This is a genomic window from Leisingera sp. MMG026 (genome assembly GCF_021654205.1).
Taxonomy (GTDB): Bacteria; Pseudomonadota; Alphaproteobacteria; order Rhodobacterales; family Rhodobacteraceae; genus Leisingera.
On sequence record NZ_JAKFZM010000029.1, the window covers coordinates 37,501 to 59,361 of the forward strand.

The 21,861-nt window shown below is 62.3% G+C and carries 22 protein-coding genes; 8 read left to right on the forward strand and 14 right to left on the reverse strand.

Going from position 1 to position 21,861, the window contains the following annotated elements; translation table 11 throughout:
• Positions 1-42 precede the first annotated feature (42 nt).
• From L1069_RS16045 to L1069_RS16065, 5 genes are all read right to left on the reverse strand, one after another.
• Complete coding sequence (locus L1069_RS16045) at positions 43-1,395, reverse strand: glutamine synthetase family protein (RefSeq protein WP_237456335.1); 1,353 nt, start codon at positions 1,393-1,395, stop codon at positions 43-45.
• A gap of 117 nt (positions 1,396-1,512) precedes the next feature.
• Positions 1,513-2,547, reverse strand: a complete 1,035-nt coding sequence (locus tag L1069_RS16050; RefSeq protein WP_129369951.1) for a TRAP transporter substrate-binding protein — start codon at positions 2,545-2,547, stop codon at positions 1,513-1,515.
• Between the two features lie 52 nt (positions 2,548-2,599).
• Complete coding sequence (locus L1069_RS16055; RefSeq protein WP_237456336.1) at positions 2,600-4,102, reverse strand: TRAP transporter large permease subunit; 1,503 nt, start codon at positions 4,100-4,102, stop codon at positions 2,600-2,602.
• Entirely contained in the window at positions 4,102-4,698 is a 597-nt protein-coding gene (locus L1069_RS16060) for a TRAP transporter small permease subunit (RefSeq protein ID WP_134830559.1), read from the reverse strand. Before L1069_RS16060 ends, L1069_RS16055 begins: the two co-directional genes overlap by 1 nt.
• Complete coding sequence (locus L1069_RS16065) at positions 4,691-5,476, reverse strand: N-formylglutamate amidohydrolase (protein WP_237456337.1); 786 nt, start codon at positions 5,474-5,476, stop codon at positions 4,691-4,693. Before L1069_RS16065 ends, L1069_RS16060 begins: the two co-directional genes overlap by 8 nt.
• Positions 5,477-5,629: 153 nt before the next feature.
• Here L1069_RS16065 and L1069_RS16070 point away from each other — a divergent pair, with 153 nt between their 5' ends.
• From L1069_RS16070 to L1069_RS16085, 4 genes are all read left to right on the forward strand, one after another.
• Positions 5,630-6,502 (forward strand): MurR/RpiR family transcriptional regulator, encoded by an 873-nt coding sequence (locus L1069_RS16070; protein WP_129369955.1) that lies wholly within the window; start codon positions 5,630-5,632, stop codon positions 6,500-6,502.
• A gap of 87 nt (positions 6,503-6,589) precedes the next feature.
• Entirely contained in the window at positions 6,590-6,931 is a 342-nt protein-coding gene (locus tag L1069_RS16075) for a hypothetical protein (RefSeq protein ID WP_129369956.1), read from the forward strand.
• Between the two features lie 49 nt (positions 6,932-6,980).
• Complete coding sequence (locus L1069_RS16080) at positions 6,981-7,331, forward strand: RidA family protein (RefSeq protein WP_237456338.1); 351 nt, start codon at positions 6,981-6,983, stop codon at positions 7,329-7,331.
• Between the two features lie 236 nt (positions 7,332-7,567).
• A complete protein-coding gene (locus L1069_RS16085) occupies positions 7,568-8,644 on the forward strand; it encodes an Ldh family oxidoreductase (protein WP_237456339.1) in 1,077 nt (358 codons plus the stop codon).
• 71 nt (positions 8,645-8,715) lie between these two features.
• Here L1069_RS16085 and L1069_RS16090 read toward each other — a convergent pair whose 3' ends face one another.
• The 9 genes from L1069_RS16090 to L1069_RS16130 form a co-directional block, all read right to left on the reverse strand.
• Positions 8,716-9,990, reverse strand: coding sequence for an aminotransferase class III-fold pyridoxal phosphate-dependent enzyme (locus tag L1069_RS16090; RefSeq protein WP_237456340.1), 1,275 nt, complete (start codon positions 9,988-9,990; stop codon positions 8,716-8,718).
• Positions 9,991-10,056: 66 nt separating this feature from the next.
• Positions 10,057-11,160, reverse strand: a complete 1,104-nt coding sequence (locus L1069_RS16095; protein ID WP_237456341.1) for an enolase C-terminal domain-like protein — start codon at positions 11,158-11,160, stop codon at positions 10,057-10,059.
• Positions 11,157-11,750: a dimethylsulfonioproprionate lyase family protein gene (locus L1069_RS16100; RefSeq protein ID WP_237456342.1), complete on the reverse strand. Its 594-nt coding sequence runs from the start codon at positions 11,748-11,750 to the stop codon at positions 11,157-11,159. The genes L1069_RS16095 and L1069_RS16100 overlap by 4 nt, the downstream gene beginning before the upstream one ends.
• 4 nt (positions 11,751-11,754) lie before the next feature.
• A complete protein-coding gene (locus tag L1069_RS16105) occupies positions 11,755-12,864 on the reverse strand; it encodes a mandelate racemase/muconate lactonizing enzyme family protein (RefSeq protein ID WP_237456343.1) in 1,110 nt (369 codons plus the stop codon).
• A complete protein-coding gene (locus L1069_RS24280; RefSeq protein ID WP_343328064.1) occupies positions 12,861-13,031 on the reverse strand; it encodes a hypothetical protein in 171 nt (56 codons plus the stop codon). The genes L1069_RS16105 and L1069_RS24280 overlap by 4 nt, the downstream gene beginning before the upstream one ends.
• Before the next feature lie 110 nt (positions 13,032-13,141).
• Complete coding sequence (locus tag L1069_RS16115; protein WP_237456344.1) at positions 13,142-13,672, reverse strand: hypothetical protein; 531 nt, start codon at positions 13,670-13,672, stop codon at positions 13,142-13,144.
• A 17-nt stretch (positions 13,673-13,689) separates the two neighbouring features.
• A complete protein-coding gene (locus tag L1069_RS16120; protein ID WP_237456345.1) occupies positions 13,690-14,298 on the reverse strand; it encodes a dimethylsulfonioproprionate lyase family protein in 609 nt (202 codons plus the stop codon).
• Positions 14,295-15,377, reverse strand: coding sequence for an alcohol dehydrogenase family protein (locus tag L1069_RS16125; protein WP_237456346.1), 1,083 nt, complete (start codon positions 15,375-15,377; stop codon positions 14,295-14,297). The genes L1069_RS16120 and L1069_RS16125 overlap by 4 nt, the downstream gene beginning before the upstream one ends.
• Before the next feature lie 98 nt (positions 15,378-15,475).
• Positions 15,476-17,935 carry an FAD-dependent oxidoreductase gene (locus tag L1069_RS16130; protein ID WP_237456347.1) on the reverse strand — a complete coding sequence of 820 codons (2,460 nt, stop codon included), beginning with the start codon at positions 17,933-17,935 and terminating at the stop codon, positions 15,476-15,478.
• Positions 17,936-18,005: 70 nt separating this feature from the next.
• Here L1069_RS16130 and L1069_RS16135 point away from each other — a divergent pair, with 70 nt between their 5' ends.
• From L1069_RS16135 to L1069_RS16150, 4 genes are read left to right on the forward strand one after another with little or no spacing between them, the layout of a single operon-like run.
• Positions 18,006-18,893 (forward strand): MurR/RpiR family transcriptional regulator, encoded by an 888-nt coding sequence (locus L1069_RS16135; RefSeq protein ID WP_237456348.1) that lies wholly within the window; start codon positions 18,006-18,008, stop codon positions 18,891-18,893.
• On the forward strand, positions 18,890-19,990 hold the full coding sequence (locus L1069_RS16140; protein ID WP_237456349.1) for an aromatic ring-hydroxylating dioxygenase subunit alpha: 1,101 nt from the start codon (positions 18,890-18,892) through the stop codon (positions 19,988-19,990). Before L1069_RS16135 ends, L1069_RS16140 begins: the two co-directional genes overlap by 4 nt.
• 5 nt (positions 19,991-19,995) lie before the next feature.
• Positions 19,996-21,450 carry an aldehyde dehydrogenase family protein gene (locus L1069_RS16145; protein WP_237456350.1) on the forward strand — a complete coding sequence of 485 codons (1,455 nt, stop codon included), beginning with the start codon at positions 19,996-19,998 and terminating at the stop codon, positions 21,448-21,450.
• A 1-nt stretch (position 21,451) separates the two neighbouring features.
• Positions 21,452-21,835, forward strand: coding sequence for a carboxymuconolactone decarboxylase family protein (locus L1069_RS16150; RefSeq protein ID WP_237456351.1), 384 nt, complete (start codon positions 21,452-21,454; stop codon positions 21,833-21,835).
• The last annotated feature ends 26 nt before the right edge of the window (positions 21,836-21,861 follow it).

Here is a 21,861-nt window from a genome sequence, read left to right on the forward strand (position 1 = left end):
CCCGGGGGTCAGGGGGCCGGCCCCCAGCCCACCAGCTCCGGATCACGCCCGCTCGAAGCCGCGGGCAATCTCGTAGTCGGTAACCACGCGGTCAAACTCCTCGATCTCCACCTCGGCGGCGCGTACATAATGGTCGACCACATCGTCGCCAAGGGCGGAACGCAGCATCGCCGAGCCTTTCAGCGCCGCCGCGGCATCGCGCAGTGTGCCCGGTATCATGCCCGTGTCACCTTGGTAGACATCGCCTTTTGACGGGGGCTGCAGTTCCAGCCCTTCTTCGATCCCGGCAATGCCCGCCGCCAGCATGCCCGCCATCGCCAGATAAGGGTTCATGTCAGAGCCCGGAATGCGGCATTCGACCCGGATCGCCTTGGTCCCGTCGCCGCACAGGCGGTAGCCGGCGGTGCGGTTATCCACCGACCAGATGATCCGTGTCGGCGCAAAGGTGCCCTTCATGAAGCGTTTGTAGCTGTTGATATAAGGCGCCATGAAGGCAGTGTAATCGGGCGCGTATTTCAGCAACCCGCCCATGTAGGCCTTCATCAGCGGCGACATGCCCAGCTCATCCGACGGGTCATGAAACGCGGGCTTGCCGTCCTGCCACAGCGACTGATGCACATGGCTGGAAGAGCCGACCTTGTCGTGGCTCCATTTCGGCAGGAAGGTCACCGCATGGCCCTGCTGGTGGGCGATTTCCTTCACTGCGTGTTTGGCGATGGTGTGGTACTCTGCAGTGTCCATCGCTCCGGCGTATTTGATGTTGAGCTCTTCCTGGCCGGTCTCTGCTTCCCCCTTGGAGTTCTCGATCGGCAAGCCCGCGTCCCACAGGTGGTTGCGGATCGGACGCATCACATGCTCTTCACGGGTGGTCTGCAGGATGTTGTAATCCTCGTTGTAGCCCGAGATCGGCGCCAGGTCGCGGAAACCGGACTTACGGATCTCGTCAAAGCTCTTTTCGAACAGGAAAAACTCAAGCTCGGTGGCGCACATGGCGTCATAGCCCATCGCCTTAAGCCGGTTTACTTGGGCTTTCAGAATGGCGCGCGGGGAGTGTGAAACTTCTTCATGCGTGTGGTGATCCAGCACATCGCACAGCACCATCACCGTGCCCTCCAGCCACGGCACCGGGCGCAGGGTCGCCAGATCCGGCTTCATCACATAGTCGCCATAGCCGTTTTCCCAGCTGGTCGAGGCATAGCCATCCGGCGTCGCCATCTCCAGGTCCGTTGCCAGCAAGTAGTTGCAGCAATGGGTCTCTTCCCAGGCTCCGGCAATAAAATGCTTGGCGTGGAAGCGTTTGCCCATCAGCCGCCCTTGCATGTCCACTAGACACACCAGAACCGTGTCGACCAGGCCCGAAGAAACCTGGGATTTCAAATCATCGAAGGAGAGCATGAGCAGCCCTTTGCGTGCTTGGGCCAAAACTTTTCCTCAAAAGTTTTGGCAAATTCCTTGGGTAAGGAATTTGGCCTGCTGCGCGGCAGGCCAAGTTCCGTTTTGTTTGCCCGTCCCTTAGCCGTAGCGGTAGGGGCGGCCCGCCTTTTGCATGTCGGCGTTGTACTTCTTGAAGATCTCGACAACCTTTGCCTTGGTCTCGGACTCGGCCGCGATCTCGTCCCAGAACTTCACTGCGGCGTCTTCGACCTGTGCCCATTCGTCATCCGGAATGGTGGTCAGCTTCATGTCGCTGCCGTTGACGCGCAGGTTGGCTTCACCGCCCCAGTACCACCACTGACGGTAATAGTGCGACTGGTCGCAGCAGACGCGGAACAGGGTCTGAAGATCTTCGGGCAGTTCATTCCAGCGGCCCTGGTTGGCAAAGAACGACCCGGCCCAGGCGCCGGAGATGTTGTTGGTCAGGAAGTAGTCGGTGACCTTTGACCAGCCGACAGTGTAATCTTCGGTGATGCCGGACCAGGCGATCCCGTCCAGTTCGCCGGTCTGCACCGCGACTTCGATGTCTTCCCAGGGCAGGGTGACCGGCACCACGCCGAACTGCGACAGGAAGCGGCCTGCGGTCGGGAAGGTGAAGACGCGCTTGCCCTTCAGATCCGCCAGCGAGTTGATCGGATCCTTGGTGGCAAAGTGGCAGGGGTCCCAGGCGCCGGCCGAGATGTGCTTGACGCCGACCTTGGAATATTCCGCGTCCCAGATCTCGTTCAGGCCATACTGGTTGAACAGCACCGGCACGTCCAGCGAGTAGCGCGAGGCAAAGGGGAAGTAGCCGCCGAACACGGTGACTTCGGTGGGCGAGGCCATCGAGTCATCATCCGATTGCACCGCGTCGATGGTGCCGCGCTGCATGGCGCGGAACAGCTCGCCGGTGGGGACCAGCTGATCGGCGTAGTACAGCTCAATCTGCATCCGGTCGCCGGCGATCTTGTTGAACATGTCGATGGCGGGTTTGATCACATGCTCACCCAGCGCCGCACCGGCATAGGTCTGCATCCGCCATTTGATGGTGGACTGGGCCAGGGCCGGGGTGGCCAGAGGTGCCGCCATGGCGCCAACGCCGGCGGTCTTCAGAAACTTGCGTCTTGTTGTCATTATACTCACTCCTTGTTGAAATATCCGGTCCCTTGGCGGGACTCTTCCTTGGTTATTTTCCGTAGACATAATCCGGCAGCCACAGGGCGATTTGCGGAAAGATCATGATCAGGGCCAGGGCCAGCACCATCACCGCGGCAAAGGGGATGATCGAGACATAGATGTCCTTCAGCCCGATTTCCGGCGGCGCCATCGCCCGCATCAGGAACAGGTTATAGCCGAATGGCGGCGTCATATAGGCGATCTGGGTGGTGATGGTATAAAGCACCCCGTACCAGATCAGATCAAACCCAAGCGCCCCCACCAGCGGCACATAGAGCGGCGCCACGATCACCAGCATTGCGGTGTCATCCAGGAAGGTGCCCATCACGATGAAGCTCAGCTGCATCAGGATCAGGATCATCCAAGGCGACAGCCCCAGCTTGGTGGTGAACAGGTCTTCGATGGCCTTGACCGCGCCGAGGCCGTCAAAGATCGCCCCGAAGGCCAGCGCCGCCAGGATGATCCACATGAACATGCAAGAGATGCCAAGGGTCGAGCGCACCGAAGTCTCAAACACATCCTTGGTCATCCGCCCCTTCAGCACCGCGGCAATAAAGGCGGTCATGGCTCCGATGGCCGAGCTTTCCACCAGTGATGTCCAGCCGTTCACAAACGGCACCATCATCGCGGCAAAGATCGCCAGCGGCAGCACGCCGGAGAACAGCAGGCGGTATTTTTCCTTCATGAACACGTCTTTGTAAAACAGCGCGTTCTTGCGGGTCAGGAAGGACAGCGCGCCCAGGGCCAGCGCCACACCAAGCGCGGCTTTGGCCTCCAACGTGCCGGTCTTGATCAGCAGCGGCACCAGCACCAGCGCGCCCAGCACGATGTAGTTCAAGCGCAGCGGGTGGTCGGTGATTTGCTCGTATTCTGCCAGATCCTCGGGGTGCATGGCCGGACCCAGATCGGGCTGCATGCGGGAGCGGACGTAGATGTAGATGATGAACATGGTGGCCATCAGCAGGCCGGGGATCACACCTGCCAGCCACAGCTGGCCCACCGGCTGGCGTGCGATCATCGCATAAAGGACCAGCACCACCGACGGCGGCACCAGGATCCCAAGCGACGACCCCGCTTGAATGGTGCCTGTCACCAGGATCTTGTCATAGCCGCGGCGCAGCAGTTCCGGCAGCGCAATGGTGGCACCGATTGCCATGCCGGCCACCGACAGGCCGTTCATCGCCGAAATCAGAACCATCAGACCGATGGTGCCAATCGCCAGACCGCCCTTCACCGGACCCATCCACACGTGAAACATCCGGTAGAGGTCATCGGCGATCTTCGATTCAGACAGCACGTAACCCATGAAAATGAACATCGGCAGCGTCAGCAGCGGATACCATTTCATCAGCTTCATCGCCGCGGAGAAGGGGATCTCCACCCCGCCGGTGCCCCACAAGAGCATGCCCGCAACCGCACCGACAAAGCCGATGGCGCCAAACACTCGCTGGCCGGTCATCAGCATCAGCATCATGCCGGCAAACATGACGATAGCAATCCATTCGTAGGACATCAGATTTCAACTCCGCGCAGGCGTCCGATATCCCGGAACAATTCGGCAAGGCATTGCAGCAGCATCAGAAAGACACCGAAGCAGAGGATGGTTTTGACGGGCCACAGGAAGGGGCGCCAGGCGGTGGAACTGCGCTCGAGATAGCCGAGCTTTTCACCAGCAGCGGCAGGGCCTTCACTCAGCAGCGTCTTCAGCAGGTCCCAGAAGAACTGCACAGGCTCCAGCCCGAAGTATCCCAGCGAATAGGCCGTAGAACTCAGCGCGCCGTACATCAGGATCATCAGGTAGCTGATCAGGAACAGCACAGTGAAAGCATCAACCAGCGCCTTGGTTTTTGTTGACCAGCCGCCATAAAACAGATCCATCCGCACGTTTGATCCCATCTGGATCGAATATGGCCCGCCCAAAATGTAATAGGCCACCATCACAAACTGCGCCGTCTCCAGCGTCCAGTGCGAAGGGTCGAAGAACGTCTTGGAGACCGACGACCACAGTAAAACCCCGATCAGGGCAAAGATCAGATACATGGCGAAGCGGCCGATGAGGCGGTTCATCGCGTCAATGCCGCGGACATAGGCCCTTATTACTTTAGGCACCAAAGCCCCCTTCCGCCGCCAGCGCGGCCAGGGCCGGGCGCAGCAATGTCAGCATTTCTTCTGCCATGGCCTCTTCTTCTTCTGGCGTGGTCACCAGATCGTTGCGGATTTCGATCATCACATTGGCCAGCCCGTGTGCCAGCCCGTGGATCTTCAGCGAATGGGTGACGCCATCCGCCGGGCCATAGGGTTCATTCCGTTCTACCCGGCGGTGCGGCAGGGCAGGGGCTGCGGCCAGCATGGCGTCAGCCAGGCGGCTGTCGGCGTCGTGCAGGATGCCGATCTCAACCGTGCGGACCTCGCCGTAATAAACCGGGGTGAAGCTGTGCATGGTGACCAGAACGGATTGCAGCCCAGCATCCTTGCGGGTCTTGATCAGCTCGGAGACAGCGCTGCAGAACGGTGCATAAACCGTGTCCGCACGCTCCTGCCGCTGCGCGGCTGTCAGGTCTTTGTTGCCGGGCACCTCTACCAGTTCGGATTTCTCCGGCATCGCCGAGGCAGCTTCAGGCGGACGGTTGCAGTCGTAAACCAGCCGCGACACGGTGCTGGCCACCAGCGGTGCATTCAGGGCCTGGGACATATGCAGGGCCACCGCCCGCGCGCCCGGGTCCCAGGCGGCGTGGCTCAGCAGGTCCTCATCCCGCAGTCCCAGCCCGTCATAGCGCACGGGGATGTTGCTGGAGGCGTGCTCGCACAGCAGTAGAACCTGGCTGGTGCCCTCGCGGTTCACCACCTCTACTGTCTCCGCTTGAGCGTGAGAATCGCTCTCTCGCATATGTTGCCCCCCTGCGATTTGGAAAAATCTTTCCATGAAGAGATATTTGTGTCAATATATTTTCATGACCGGTTTCGCACAGAGATTCCTGAAACTTTCTTTTCAGGACGGATCCGGGTAGGAAAGTGTTTGTTCAAAAGCAGGAATGCCCCGTTGACGAAATCGCCAGCCACCGTTCGTGAATTGATCCGAGAGACCTATTCCTCGCTCACCCAGTCCGAACGCAAGTTTGCGAATTTGCTGTTGGAGAATTACCCTGCGGCAGGATTGGCTTCGATCACGATTGTGGCTGCTAATGCTGACGTTTCGACGCCCACAGTGGCGCGGATGGTGCAGAAGCTGGGCTTCAAAGGGTATCCGCAATTCCACCAGGCACTGCTGAAGGAGCTGGAGGCCAAAGTCTCAGGCCCGACCAAGCGGCGGGACAATTGGGCGACCGAGGCACCCGAAGGCCACCTGCTGAACAGATTTGCACAGGCCGTGACCGACAACCTGCAGCAGACGTTTTCCAACATCGACACCGCGCAGTTCGATGCGGCGGTTCACCAGCTGTCAAACACCGAGGGGCGGCTATATGTGGTTGGCGGCCGTATCACCCGGGCGCTGGCGGATTACGCCTTTACCCATTTCCAGGCGATCCGGCAGCGGGTCACGCATATGACGTCATCCTCGGCCACCTGGCCGCACTACGTGCTGGATATGGTCGAGGGTGACACGTTGCTGTTGTTCGATGTGCGCCGTTATGAAACCAACCTGCAGCGCTTGGCCGAACTCGCCTCCGAACGCGGAGTAAAGATTGTTCTTATTACGGACCAATGGGCCAGCCCGATTGCGTCGGTTGCCGAACATACTTTCAATTGCTGGGTCGAGATCCCGTCCGCCTGGGACTCCAACATCTCCACCATGATGCTGTTGGAGGCGATGATCGCCGCCACCCAGGAGGAAAGCTGGGACAAAACCAAGGACCGCTACGACCGTCTGGATGAGCTGTTTGATATGACCCGCCTGTTCCGCAAGTTCTCCTGATCAGAAGACCGGCTGCTGCATGGACATTGACCTCCGGTTGCGCCTTACTGGGCAACAGGCCGGTTTCTTTCAGGCAGGAGTATTCAAATGCGACTAATCGGAATTCTGGCGCTGGCAGCACTTGCTGCAGCACCCGCCGCGGCCAACCCGCTCAGCCGTATTCTGGCCAAGTCAGGGCTGACGCCGCAGGACACCAATATCATGCGCCAGGCCGAACAGTCTCTGCTGGCCGAGGCGCAGGCCGGCACTGGCAATCGGGCTGAATGGACCAATCCGGACAGTGGCGCACATGGCGAGGTCCGGGTGGCCGGCAAGGAGGGTGATTGCCTGCTTTTGCAGCATCAGGCCTTCCTCAAGGACAGTCAGGACCCCAAGCAGGTCCGGCGCAGGTTTTGCCCGTCGGGGACTGACTGGCTGTTGACCCAGTAACCGGGCACATAGCGTAAAACGTTCCATTCAGCGCAAGGGAGATAAATTGATGACTGATATTACCCGCAAACACACCGGCCAGCGCATGAGCCAGATCGTGACCCATGGCGATACCATCTATCTGGCAGGCCAGGTCGGCACTGCCGGTGCCAGCGTGGCGCAGCAAACCCAGGATTGCCTGGACAAGATCGACGCGCTGCTGGCCGAGGCCGGCAGCAGCAAGACCCGCATTCTGCAGACGGTGATCTGGCTTGCCGACATGAAGGATTTTGCCGGGATGAACGCAGTTTGGGACGCCTGGGTGCCCGAAGGCCACGCCCCGGCACGCGCCTGCGGCGAGGCAAAGCTGGCCAGCGAGGATTTTCTGGTCGAATTTATCGTCACCGCTGCCAGGGCCTGACCCCGGCGGCAGTCCAGTTCAGGACCCCTATCGCTCCTGCGCCGCCCGTGCATGCCCAAGGTTGCGCTCAGTGGCCTGAACCGCAGCAATCTGGTGAAACGGGATAACAATCCTAGCAGTATAGATTGTTCCGTTTTGCCTTCTTTTCCCGCTGCTGCCCGGCGGTAGAGTGATTGGTGCAGGCAGGGGGACGGAGACCGCGGCATGGCAGATCAGTCTCTTTCACAAAGGAGCCAATGCCCAATACCCTGCTGGGGGCGCATGCGTTGATGCAATCACCAGTTTCCAAGCTCACCCTGCGGGGGAGCCGCACATCCGTCGAAGCGGCTGAGGCAGAAGGCCTGATCCGCAAAATTTTCACCAGCCTGGGGTACAGCGTGGATGTCTCGGCGCAAGTAGCGCATCATTTGACCGACACCAGCCTGTGCGGTGTGGAAAGCCACGGTGTCATGCGGGTGCTGGAATATGCCAATCAATCGCGGTCAGGCTATCTGGACCCCAAGGGCACAGCGCGTGCCTTCCGGGACAGCCGCGGTGTGATGCGGGTCGAGGGTGGCGGCGGCATCGGCATCCCGGCGATGCAGCTTGCCTACGAAACCGGCATCGCCGAGGCGCGGGAGCGCGGGATTTCGGCGCTTTCCATCCGTCATGCGGGTCACACCGGCCGCCATGGCGCCTTTGCCGACATGGCGGCAGAGCAGGGTTTTCTGACCATCTGCATCGGCGGCGGCAACCGGCAGACCTGGCGCCAGGTGGCGCCCCATGGCGGGGCGCAGGCCAAACTGCCGACCAACCCCTGGTGCGCAGGCATCCCGGGCGGCGCCCAGGGGCCGGTGGTGCTGGATTTTGCAACGTCCAAGATTGCGGGCGGCTGGATCTACGCTGCCAAATCCGCGGGCGCTTTGCTGCCGGAGGGCTGCGTGATCGACCGCAATGGCAACCCGACCCGCGACCCCGAAGACTATTTTGCAGGCGGTGCCATCCTGCCTGCCGGCGCGCAAAAGGGTTATGCGCTGGCGCTGGTGGCTGAACTCATCGGCGAGGCGATGCTGGGGCCGTCCACAACCGAATGCAACTGGCTGCTGATCACCCTGGAGGCCACCCGGTTCCGCGACGCGCCGGCCATGCAGGCTGCGGCCGAAGACGTGCTGGCCGATCTGCGCAGCTGCCCGCCTGCGCCGGGATTTGAGCAGGTAGAGATCCCAGGGGAGCGCGAACGCAACCACCGCGCGGCTTCGGAGGGGCGGATCGCGGTGCCACTGGAGACCTGGCGCCAGATCCAGGAGCTGGCCGAAAGCCTGGGGGCGGCATGATCCGATGAACGGCGGTGCTGCAGGGCCCGCCGTTACACCCGGGGTTCACAGCCCGGCAAAAGCCGCCTGGATCAGTCCAGAGCCATTGCCGCCTTGCGGATGGCTGCTTCGGTCTGTTCCAGATCCTCTTCTGTCAGTGCCAGGCTTGGGTAGGTCTTGCCTGGCGACTTGAAGATGCCCTCCGCGCGCAGCACCGCATTGTACCGTCTGGTGCGCTCCGCATTGCCCGCCTGGGTATCGCGGTAGTCCCGGACTTTGCTGTCCGTGAACACAACTTCGAACAGCGCAGGCTCCCCGACGATCCGGAACGGCACCCCGGCCTCTTCCAGCGCCGCACTGGTTGCCTGCATCAGCCGCTTGCCGGTGCCGTTCAGCCGGTCATAGGCGCCCTCGCGGCGCAGCACCTCCATGGTCTTGAGGCCCGCCGCCGCCGCCACCGGATTGCCCGACAGCGTGCCCAGCTGCATCAGCCAGCCCTCGGCGCCGACTTGCGCCTTGTCGAAATGCTGCATGACATCGGCACGGCCAACGATGGCTGCCAGGGGGAAGCCGCCGCCAATCACCTTGCCCAATGCCGCCAGATCCGGCGTCACGCCATACAGCTCCTGCCCGCCGCCGTAGGTGGAGCGGAACCCGGTCACCACTTCGTCAAAAATCAGCAGGCTGCCGTGTTTCCGGGTCTCCTCGCGCAGCAGCTCCAGGAAACCCGGCAGCGGCGGCACGATGCGCTGCAGCGGTTCGGCGATGATCGCCGCAATCTCGTGCCCGTGCTCTGCCATCAGCTGCTTGATGTACTCAAAATCGTTGAACGGCGCCACCAGCACCTCGGCGGCGACCGACGGCGGGATCCCGGCGCTGTCCGGCACTGCCTGCGGAAAGTTCACCCGTACCGAGGGCGCCAGGCTCATCTGCGCCTCTGCCGACATGCCGTGATAGCCGCCCTCGAACTTCACGATCTTGGTGCGCCCGGTGAAGGCCCGCGCCAGACGGATTGCATACATGTCCGCCTCACCGCCGGTGGAGACATAGCGCAGCTGTTCGGCGCAGGGCACGGCACGGCAAATTTCCTCGGCCAGCTCAATGCCGCGGGTGTTGCTGGCAAAGAAAGTCATACCCTTGGGTAGCTGCTCCAGCACCGCCTCCATCACTTCCGGATGGCCATGGCCCAGCATCATCGGACCGGAGCCGATCAGATAGTCGATGTACTCCTTGCCGTCTTCATCCCGCACACGCGCACCCTTGCCCTCGCGGATGACGATACCGGGTTCGAAATTGCCAAATCCGCCCGCGGGCAGCACCGCGCGGGCGCGTTCGGTCCATTCAGCCTGGGAGAGGATCTTTTCCATGTCTTCAATTCCTGTTGAGGGCCGGGTTGCCCGAAGTTAGGTGGAATTTGACCAAAAAGTCAAAAATTAATCGATCACAGCTGCGGGAGCGCCCAGTCCCTCGCGGTCGGGACGTACACCCAGGCCGGGGCCTTCGGGCGGGGCAATGCGGCCATTGCTGCGCTCTGGACCCGCCGGATGCAGCCGCGGGCTGACATAAGAGGACAGGTCGCAGACGTTCATCAGCCGAAGCGGTTCGGTAGCAGCACCCAAATGCAGCAGGGCAGCGGTGGTAATGTCCGAGCCCCAGGTGTCCTCGATGCACATTTTTGCACCCAAATGCAGGCACAGGTCGCGGGCCCGGCGCGAGGCCGACAGACCGCCGAATTTCGACAGTTTGATGGCGGCCGCATCCATCACGCCCGCAGCATGACCTGCCAGCAAGGAGGCCATGTCATGAGCGTTCTCGTCCAGCTTCATCGGCAAGCCGCAGGCCGCGCGCACCCGGGCGCAGTCCTCGATGGTGGCGCAGGGCTGTTCCAGCATGATGTCCAGATCTGCAACAGCCCGGCCCACGCGGGAGGCATCCAGCGAGGAGGCACCGCAGTTCCAATCGCCATAGACCAGCGGACCATCGCCGACCGCCTCGCGCACCATCCGCAGCCGCGCCACGTCGGCCTGCCAGTCGCGGTCGGCGCCAAGCTTCACCTGAAACTGGGTGATGCCGGTGGCCTGCGCCTCGCGGGCTATGCGGGCCATCTCCTCGGGGGCGACACAGGTGATCGAATGATAAAGCGGCATATCCGCCTGCCGCTGTCCGCCCAGCAATGCATGAAGCGGCAGATTTGCCGCCTGCGCTGTCAGGTCCCACAGGGCTATGTCGATGGCTGATTTGGCATAGGCGTGCCCCTGAAGCCAGGCGTCCAGCTTCGCCATCACCGCCTCTGGCCCCACCGGATCGGCACCCAGCAGCAGCGGCGCCATCTCCTCGACCGCGGGCACCACGCCGCGGGCATAGGCGGGCAGGTAATGCGGGATCGGGCAGACCTCGCCCCAGCCTGTGAGGCCGGTATCAGTGTCCAGCGCCAGCACCACGCTTTCGACTGTGCTGCAGGTCTTGCCCTCGGCCATGTAATAGGCGGTGTGGCTGGTCAGCGGCACATGCCACAGGGATATCCGGGTGATTTTCATGTGCGTGTCCCCAGGTCGGATTTCTTCAAAAGGTCGTCACCGCGCCAAAACGCCGCCGCCAGCAGCGGTCCCGGCACCATATCTATGGCGTGCTTCTGGTGCGGGGCGTGGTGGACTATGTCCCCAGGCCCCGCATCCCGCGCTGTGCGGCCTTCGGAGTGGAACCGGGCCTGGCCTGCAAGGATCAGGTAGGTCTCCTCCGGCGCATGCGAATGCTCGCCGTAATGCTGTCCAGCGCCCCAATAGCCGATGGAAAGCCGCATTTCATCGCTTTGGTACAGCCCTTCAGGCGAGATCAGATTGACCCAGCCGTAATTGTCCAGCCAGTCGCGGGAAAACCCGTCAGCCTCGGTGTATGTCTGCTGCCAGCGTAATCGGGGCAGGGCAGCGGCCAGCGCGGCCACTGCGGGCGTGGTCAATTTGCAGAACTGCCTTCCGGCATCCGCAAGCTCTTCAATTTTCCCGCAGACCGGCAGTCGGCGCGGTTCCACCCAAAGCCGCGGCAGGCTCTGCATCCGCGCAGCAAACCAGCCCAGGCCTTCAGTCCGGGCAGCCAGTTGTGTCAGCTCATGCAGCAACTGTGCAGGCATCGCCTCAGCCTCCGTAGACCGCAACCGGGTCCCCCAGTGCGCCGTCTTCCGGTATCACACCAAGTCCGGGCAGGGAGGGCGGCACCGATACCCCTGCGTCATTGCGCGCGCCCTGGCCTGGCACCGGGTCCACGTCCAGATGATAGTGGCAAAGCCAGCTTGCCAGCCGGTTGGCGTCCGGTGTCGAGGCGGCCAGATGGATCGCCGCGGTATCGGCCAGCGCCGAGCCGCCCAGGTCCTCGATATGCATCTGCCAGCCCACCGAGACGCCAAAGTCGCGGATCTGCCGCGCGCGGGTCAGCCCGCCGACCCGGTTCGGCTTCACCTTCACGCCCTCGCAGGCGCCGCGCCTCCAGGCCTCCAGATGGTCGCCGAAGTCATGCATGCATTCATCCAGCAGGATCGGATTGGAAACGCGGGAGGCGACATGGGCGCATTGGTCCAAGGTTTCGCAGGGCTGCTCTACCCAGTCGCGGGCCTTGACCGAGTTCAGCACCTCCACTGCGACCCCCGGCTGCCAGGCGCGGTTTACGTCGAAGGTCACTTTGTGGCCCTTGGGCAAGCTTTCCGAGATCGCTTCGATCCGGTCGATGTCGAGGCCGGTATCGGTGCCGCCGACCTTGGCCGAATGCACGGTATAGCCCTTTTGCGCGGCACGGGCGATCAGCGCCAGCATATCTTCCGGGCTGCCGGTGGAAATGGAGGAGTTCACCAGCACCGGTGCTGCCTCGGCCCCGCCCAGAAGCTGCCACAGCGGCAGGCCTGTAGCCTTGCCGAGAATATCCCAGCAGGCCATGTCGACCGGTGATTTCACATAAGGATGCCCCGGCAGCTGCACATCCATCACCCGGTTCACATGATCCAGGCTGCGCGGATCCAGCCCGATCAACGCAGGCGACAGCGTTTCAATGCCGGCCCGGATCCCCGGCCCGTGTGCGGGCAGATAGGTATGCCCCCAGGGGCAGCCTTCCCCCCAGCCCGAGATGCCCTCGTCGGTATCAATGCGCACAAAGGAGCTGTCGAGTTTCTCGAACTTCAACCGCCCGCCCGAAAGGTAATAGGGCTCGCTCAGCGGCAAAACAAGCTGGTAGACAGTGATCCGGGTGATCTTCATTTCAGCTCCACTTCCACAATGCTCATCGAGGCATCTCCGGCGTTGATCACATTGTGTTCGACGCCTTCCTCGCGGCGGTAGGCTGTCCCCGCGGGGACAGTGGTTTCCTTTATCTTGCCGCCCGGCGGCTCCAGCCGCATGCAGCAGTCTGTGACGGCGGTGATCACTTAGTCCATCGCCTGCTAATGCCAGCCGGTTTCGGCGCCGGGGGCAAAGTTGAAGCGGGTCATCCGCATGCGGACATCGCCGGTTATCCGGGTGGCCTGGGCTGCGATGGTCATGTGGGACGGTCCTTGTTGAGAGTGCGGGAGCCTCCGGCGGGGATATCTTCGGCCAGAAGAAGACCGGGTGTGTCATTTGGCGGTTCCGAATGCGGCCGCCGGCGTGCCGGGGCATTCGAAATCCGCTGCCGCGCCAGGCCCGGGTGCATCCGGCGCATAGAGCTTGCCGGTTTCAGCCCGATCGCCGCGGTCTTGACCTGGAACCGGCAGTATCCTTGTGTTCGGCAGCCGCCCATCCCGGCTATGGTCTCCGCAGTGCCCTTTCGGGATGCCATCCGGTACATCGGTGCGCCGCCGGTCAGCGCGGGCGCTATCAGCCGTGCCAGTGGCGGCACGCATTCGGAATGCGCCGCGATGCAATTTCCGCCGCAGAGGGTGAACCCGCCGCAGCCTTGCTGCCCTGCGCCGGTGCCGGTTACAACGATTGAGGCGGTGGCGGTTTCAATGGCGTTGCCTGCGCCCCGGACATAGGCGCCGTCAGCATAAGGCAGGCCGGTCTGAAAGATGCGGATACAGGTGATCTTCATCTCTGGCGCTCCTGTGGTCAGCCCGGGGACATTGCCGGATCATCCGCCAGCCCCTCGCCGCGCCAGAACACGAAGCAGAGGATAGGATGCTCGTTGGTGATCATCGCATGCGGCTGGCCGGGCCCGTGCATCTTGGTGCTGCCCGGCACCAGCCGGCGGACTTCCTCGCCCTTGGCCATGAAGTCGGCACTGCCGGAGAGGATCGTATAGAGCTCTTCCGGCCCATGCTGATGCCAGGGATAGTTGAGACCCGGCCCCCAGTAGCCGATTGTCATCCGGCTTTGCTGCGAATGGAAGTGGCCGGTGGGCCCCACCAGCTCAAACCAGCCATAGCGCTGCAGGAAGTCCTTGCCGACTTCTTTCTCGGTATAGGTGAGGCGCCATTCCGCGTGCGGAGCCAGCGCCATGATCGCCTGTTGCAGGGCGCGGACCTCGGCCTCAGCCGGGATGCCTTTGGCAGCAAAACCCGGGTCGGATTGCACAAGTTCTGCGCCGGGAATTTGATGGCCTGCGCGACCTGCCCAAGTGATGTCATCGGGCCAGGGCTGGAATTCAGCTGCTGCGGGCAGCGCCGCATGGTAGGCCTTGGCGGCCTCTAGCGCCTTATCAAACAGCACCCGGCTCATGGGAGCACCACGATATTGCCGGTGTGCTTCTTGGCGATGAAAGCGGCCTGCGCCTCTTTCAGGTCCGACAGCGGATAGGCTGCGGCCAGTGCCGGTTTGATTTCGCCCTTTTCGATATAGGAGACCACGTCGGTGAAGTTGCGGTGCGGAGTTACGGTGGAGCCGGTGAAGGTCAGGTCACGCAGATAGAAGGTGCGCAGGTCCAGCTCGACCAACGGTCCGGCAATCGCGCCGGAGCAGGTGTAGCGGCCGCCGCGCTCCAGCACGCCGATCAGCTTGGGCCAGGCCGCGCCGCCGACCACATCGGCCACCACGGTGACCTTTTCGCCGCCAAGCGCAGCCTGCAGGTTTTCCGGCGACCGTGGCAGGATCAGGTCGGGGCCAAGCCCGGCCACTTCTGCATGTTTGGCTTCCGAGGACATCGCGATCACCCGCGCGCCGCGGTGTTTGGCGAGCTGGATCAGCGCACCGCCAACCCCGCCGGAGGCGCCGGGGACCAGCACCGTGTCACCGGTGTCCACGCCCGCCCGGCTCAACATCCCTTCGGCGGTGACATAAGAGCAGGAAAAAGTTGCCAGCTCCGCATCGGTGAGGGGGCTGTTGACCACCGCCACACCGCGCGCATCCGCCTTAGTGTATTCAGCAAAGCCGCCATCGCATTCGGAGCCGAAGTATCCGGCCTTGTCTTTGTTCTCGGGGTCGTCCCAGTCGCGGACCCAGCCGCCGACCATGACACGCTTCCCGATCAGGGCTGGATCGGCACCATCGCCGACGGCCACGACTTCGCCGACCGCGTCGGCCCCCTGGATGCGCGGGAACGTCAGAGGGCGGCCGCCCCAGCTCGGGTCTTCCTCGCCCGCTTCGTCAAAGGCGCCGCCGGTGGTGGCGCCTTTGATGGACTTGGAGTACCAGCCGGAGCGGGTGTTCACATCGGTGTTGTTCAGCCCGCAAGCGCCGACCTTGATCAGCACCTCCATTGGACCCGGCTGCGGCACCGGCCAGTCCTGGTGCCATTCGTATTTGTCCAGACCGCCGTGGCCGGTCAGAACCATCGCATTCATTGTGTCGGGCAGGGTCATTTTTTGTGTTTCCCTATTGGCTATGGGGAGGGGGCGCTGCCCCCGCCTTCGGCTCCCCCGGAGTATTTTTGAAAAGATGAAGGGGGCCTGTTGTTTGCTCATTCTGCCGGAGTGCGTTCCGCGTCGCTACGGGGCAGCAGGCTGTCGGGGTCATAAGCGGGGGCGCCCAGGATCCGGCCCTTGCGCGGCTCTCCGGCAACAATCACCTCGATCTGCGTGCCCGGCACATTGGCGTGCGGTTTTAGATAAGCAAAGGCTAGGATCTTGCCGACGGTATGGCCATAGGCGACCGAGGCGGTGGAACCCACGACCTGGCCCTCCAGCAGGACGGCTTCACCGCCATGGCCGTCGGTGATGCCGTCTGGCTCAATCTCCAGATAGGCGCAGACCCAGGGCTTATCAGCTGCGTTCAGCGTCTTGTCCTTGCCTAGATACGCCTTGTCGGTGCGGGCAAAGCGAAGCACGTCCGCCTCGGCCAGCGTCACTTCGTTGGTGAGTTCGCTCGCGCCCTTGAAACCCTTCTCCATCCGCATCGCATTCATCGCAAACGAGCCGTAGTCGGCAATGCCATGCGCCTCACCCGCTGCCCACAGCGCGTCATAGACCGCCAGGGCACTGCCGCGCGGGATGTGCAGCTCCCAGCCAAGTTCCCCCGCATAAGACATCCGGAAGGCCCGGAGCTTATGGCCCGCAACTTCGATCTGTTGCGCGGTCAGCCATTTGAAACCGGCGTTTGTCAGGTCCGCATCGGTGCAGGCCCTCAGGACCTCGCGGGCTTTCGGGCCGTTGAGAGCGATGGCTGCCCAATCGGTGGACAGCGTTGTGATTTCCACCTCTTCACCTGCGCGGTTCTGGTTCAGGTGGTCCAGCAGCCGCTGTTCAAAGAAGGCGGCGCAGACCAGGTAGTAGCTGCCCTCCGCCAGCTTCACCACGGTGGTTTCCAGCTCAATCCGGCCGCGGCGGTTCAGCATGTGGGTGAGGGCGATGCCGCCCGTCTTTTGCGGCAGGCGGTTGGCGGTCAGCCGGTCCAGCAGGGCGGCGGCGCCGTGGCCCGAGACCGTAACCTTGGTGAAGGCGGAGATGTCCATGATACCCACGCCCTCGCGCACGGCCTTGCACTCCAGGCCGACCAAATGGTGCACTTCGTTGCGCTTGAAGGAATAGTGGTCGCGCTGCTCCACGCCGTTCCTGGCAAACCAGCGCGGACGCTCGTGGCCAAAGACCTCTTCGTAGACAGCGCCTTTGTCCTTCAGCCGCTCATAAAGCGGAGAAGGTTTGATAGGGCGGCCCGCCAGTCGGTTGAAATGCGGGAAGGGGATCTCGTGGCGCAGCTTGTAGTCCTCATGCGCCTTGGTCACCTGCCAGTCCTTGGTGGCATAGGAGCCAAAGCGGCGCGGGTCGTAGTCGCGCATCGAGATATCGGCGGCGCCATGCACCATCCAGCGGGCCAGCTCGCGGGTGAGACCCGGGCCCCAGCCGATGCCGATCTGGGTGCCGCAGCAGCACCAGTAGTTCTTGACGCCCGGCGCCGGGCCGATCAACGGGTTGCCGTCGGGCGGATGCGAGATCGCGCCATGCACCTCGCGCTGGATGCCGAGGTCAGCAAAGACCGGCATCCGGTTCAGGCTTTCCTCCAGCCACGGCATCACCCGGTCGTAATCTGCGTCAAACAGCCAGTTCTCATACTCCCAGGGGCAATGGTCGTGCCAGACCGAGTTGCTGCCTTCCTTCTCGTAGATGCCGATCAGCCCGCGCTTTTGCTCCATGCGGATGTAGCCGGAGACCTGTCTGTCGTCGCGGATCACCGGCAGTTCCTTGTCCAGTGCCTCGAACTCCGGCACCGGTTCGGTCACAAAATAGTGGTGGGTCATCGAGGTCATCGGCAGCTGCAGCCCGGACCATTCGCCCATCTGGCGGGCATAGGTGCCGCAGGCATTGACCACATGCTCGCAGCGAATGGTGCCTTTTTCCGATTCCACAATCCACTCGCCGCCCGGTCCTTGGGTGATGTTGGTGGCGCGGCAATGGCGGATGATGCGGGCACCCTTCTGGCGGGCGCCTGCGGCCATTGCCATGGTGACGTTGGTCGGGTCCACATGGCCGTCGTCGGGGGTATGAAGCGCCCCCAGAACCCCTTCGAGATTATAGAAGGGATGAAGCTCGGCAACCTTTTCCGGGCCGGTGAGTTCGATATTGAACCCCAGCGACCGGCCCACGGACAAGGTGTGGCGCAGCCAGTCTATCTCATCCTCGGTGTAGGCCAGGCGGAAGGAGCCGCAGCCGTGCCAGGTAACCGCCTGGCCGGTCTCTTCCTCCAGCTTTCCGGAATAGAGGCCGATGTTGTAATCCACGCATTTGCCAAGGCCAAAGGAGCTGGTGGAGTGGGTGATCTGGCCCGCCGCGTGCCAGGTCGAACCCGAGGTCAGCTCAGCCTTTTCCAGCAAAACCACCTCCGGGCCCCAGCCCTCATGCGCCAGGTGATAGGCCAGGCCCACCCCCATCACGCCGCCGCCCACGATGACCACACGGGCCTGTGCCGGGAAATCTTTCTCAGCCATTTCGCTGTTCCTGATTGCAATGCGCTTTTCTGCTCGACAGGCTAATTCCATATTTGTACCATCGTCAATCATGAATGGCACAAATGTATCACTGACTGTTTTGGAGCGCCTCACGGAGGAGTGGGATGCGCTGACTCCTGAGGCACAGAAGGCGGCCCGCTATGTGCTGGAAAACCCTGCCGATGTTGGGGTCTCCACCGTGCGCGAGATTGCGGAGGCTGCAAATGTGAAGCCCAACACCTTTGTCCGCATGGCGCGGCAGGTGGGCTTTGACGGCTACGAGGATTTCCGCGCCCCCTTCCGCGAGGCGATTCGCAAAGGCGGGGTGTCGTTTCCTGACCGCGCCCGCTGGTTGCAGGATACGGCCAAGTCCGGTGAACTGGGCGGGCTTTATGCCGATATGGTTGGTGCCGCGATCCGCAATATCGAAGACACCTTTGCAGGGATCGACGCCAGCGCTTTGGAGGCAGCAGCGCATGCGATTTGGAATTCCCGCCAGGTGTTCACGCTGGGTGTCGGCGTCAATAACGCCAATGCCCGCAATTTCACCTATCTTGCCTCAACCGGCATGAAGCAATTCCACGCCATACCGCGGCCCGGCTCGACGGCGGTGGATGATCTTGCCTGGGCGGACGGCCAGGATGTGCTGATCGCGATGACCTGCAAGCCCTATCGGGCCGAAGTGATCGAGGCGGTCCAGATCGCGCGCGAACAAGGGGTCATAATCGTCGGTATTTCCGACAGCCCTGCCAGCCCCGTGATCCTCAATGCGGACCTTGGGTTCACCGTCGTGGTGGATACACCGCAATTCTTCCCGTCATCCGTCTCGATGATCGCTCTCTTGGAAACTTTGCTCTCCTTTGTGATTGCGGTCTCCAGCGAGGAAATTGTCGCGCGGGTGGAGAAGTTCCATAAACGCCGGCACCAGCTGGGCATCTACGCGGAGGACCCTGAATGAACGCAGCCCCGATCCATTCTCTTGAGGCGCGGTATTACATCGACCCGGTCCTCTTTGAGGCTGAGCGCAAGGGCCTTTTGGCGCGCAGCTGGCAGTTTGCCGGCCACGCCAGCCAGCTGGAAAACACCGGCGACTATTTCGCATTTGAGATGGCCGGCGAAAACCTGTTCAGCATCAAGGGGCGTGATGGCGAAATCCGCACCTTCTATAACGTCTGCCAGCACCGCGCCCATCAGCTTGTCTCGGGCGAGGGCACCACGCGGGTTGTGGTCTGCCCCTATCACGCCTGGACCTATGAGCTGACCGGCCAGCTGCGCGCCGGGCCGAACCTCAAATCGGTTCAGGGGTTCGACAAATCCAAGGTTTGTCTGACCGAGGTCCGCACCGAGGTTTTCCTTGGCTTTATCTTTGTGAACCTCGACCCGGAGGCGCGGCCGATGGAAGACTGGTTCCCGGATGTGCGGGCTGAGCTTGAAAGTTTTGTCCCCAATTGGGCGGACCTGAAGCCGCTGGAATGGGTGGGTATCCCGGAGGCCTGCAATTGGAAAGTTTCCGTTGAGAACTACTCTGAATGCTACCACTGCAGCTTGAACCACCCGACCTTCTCCACTGGGGTGATCAAGCCGGAAACCTATGACATCCAGCCCCAGGGCTATTGCCTGCGCCACACGACTGAGTGCAATTCGCTGGACCAGATGACTTATGACATCAACTCCGGTTTTGAAAACAACGAGAAATACTCCAGCTGGTTCCTCTGGCCGATGTTCTCCTTTCAGGTCTACCCGGGCAATCTGCTGAACACCTATCATTGGCGGGCCGTGGACGCTGATCACGTGGTGGTCTGGCGCGGCTGGTATTCCATCGGCGGCGAGGACAATGAAACCGTGCGCCGGATGGCGGTTCAGGACCGGGCAACCACGGTAGAGGAGGATATCCACCTGGTTGAATCCGTGCAGCGCGGCCTCAAAAGCCGCGGCTATGTTCCCGGACCCTTGGTGGTTGATCCCTCTTGCGGAGTGAACTCGGAACATTCAATCCTGCATCTTCAGAAGTGGATGCGTGAAGCGGCAGACCATGATCTTGCAGCAGGGACCTAACGAAAATGACACAGCTAGATGCCGAATGGCTGAACTACATCGACGGCGCCTGGGTGCCCGGCGGGGCAGGGTGGATTGATGTCACCAACCCGGCGAATGGCGAACTGCTGGCCCGGCACGCGCTGGCTGATGCCGCCGACGTGGACCGTGCCGTGCAGGCCGCCCGCCGGCTGCATCTGTCAGGGGAGCTGTCATCGCTGCGCCCGATTGCGCGCGGGCGCATGGTGCAGGCGATGGGTCGCTATCTGCTCGACAATATCGACGAGATCGCGCGCGTCCTGACTCTGGAACAAGGCAAGCCGCTTTGGGAAGCCCGGATCGAGGTCGAAGGCGCGGCCCTCTATTTCGAATATTACGGAAATCAGGCCAGTACTGTCGAAGGCCGCTCGATCCCGTTGGGCGGCGGCTATTTTGACTGGACCGAGAATGAGCCGATGGGCGTCTCCGCCCAGATCATCCCCTGGAATTACCCCGTGGAGATGACGGCGCGCTCGCTGTCGGCTGCACTTGCCACCGGCAACGCTTGCGTGATCAAAACGCCGGAACTCACCCCGCTCACCAATGCCTGGCTCGCCCGCGCGGCTGAAGCTGCGGGTTTCCCGGCTGGCGCGGTCAATATCCTCTGCGGATATGGCCACGAAGCGGGCGCGGCACTTTCCGGTCACAGCCAGGTGAACCAGATCGTCTTTACCGGCTCTGTTCCCACTGGCATCCGTATCGCCACCGCAGCGGCGCAGAACGTAGTGCCTTGCGTGCTGGAACTCGGCGGCAAGTCCGCTGCCATCGTGCATGAGGACGCCGACCTCGACGCGTTTGAGAATGACATCCGCTGGGGCATCTATTTCAATGCAGGTCAGGTGTGCAGCGCCATGAGCCGGGTGATCGTGCACGAAAGCCGCCATGATGAGCTGGTCGAGCGCGCGGTGAATGTGGCCAGCAGTCTGAACGTTGGCCCCGGCATCGACCGGCCGGAGTTTGGCGCCAACATGGGCGCCATGGTTTCCATGCCCCAGCGCGACCGCGCCCTGGGCATCGTCCAGCAGGCGCAGGCAGACGGCGCCACCGTTGCCACCGGTGGCACGCCCGTTGGCAATGCGGGTGCGTTCCTGGCCCCGGCCATCGTCTCCGGCATCACCCCGAACGACAGCATCGCCAACGAGGAAATCTTCGGCCCCGTCCTCTCGGTGCTCAAGTTCCGCTCCGACGCCGAGGCGATCGCGATCGCCAACGGCACCGAATACGGGCTGGTTGGCGGCGTCTTCACCCGCGACCTGGACCGCGCCACCCGCTGCGCCCGCCAGCTCCGCGCAGGCCAGGTCTTTGTGAACGAATGGTATGCCGGAGGGGTCGAAACCCCCTTTGGCGGCTACGGCAAATCCGGCTACGGCCGCGAAAAGGGCCGCGAGGCGCTGTGGAACTACGTGCAGACCAAAAACATCGCCATGAAATTGAGAGGCTGAGATGAGCGCATTTGACGAAGATCTGTTCCTGAAGGGAATGGAGCAGCGCAAGGCAACCCTTGGCGCCGAGTATGTCGAAAAGAACCTGGCCGCGGCGGATGATTTCACCCGGCCTTTCCAGGAGGCGATGACCGCCTGGTGCTGGGGCTTTGGCTGGGGCGACGATGTGATCGACGCCAAGACCCGGTCAATGATGAACCTCTCTATGATCGGTGCGCTGGGCAAGATGCACGAATGGGAGCTGCATTGCCGCGGCGCCCTTAACAACGGCGTCACCAAAGAGGAGATCCGGGCGATCATCCATGTGATCGGTATCTACTGCGGTGTTCCGCAAGCGCTGGAATGCTTCCGGGCCGCCCGCAAGGTTCTGGAAGAGCAGAACTGAACCTTATTCTATTGTTGGTTTTTGAG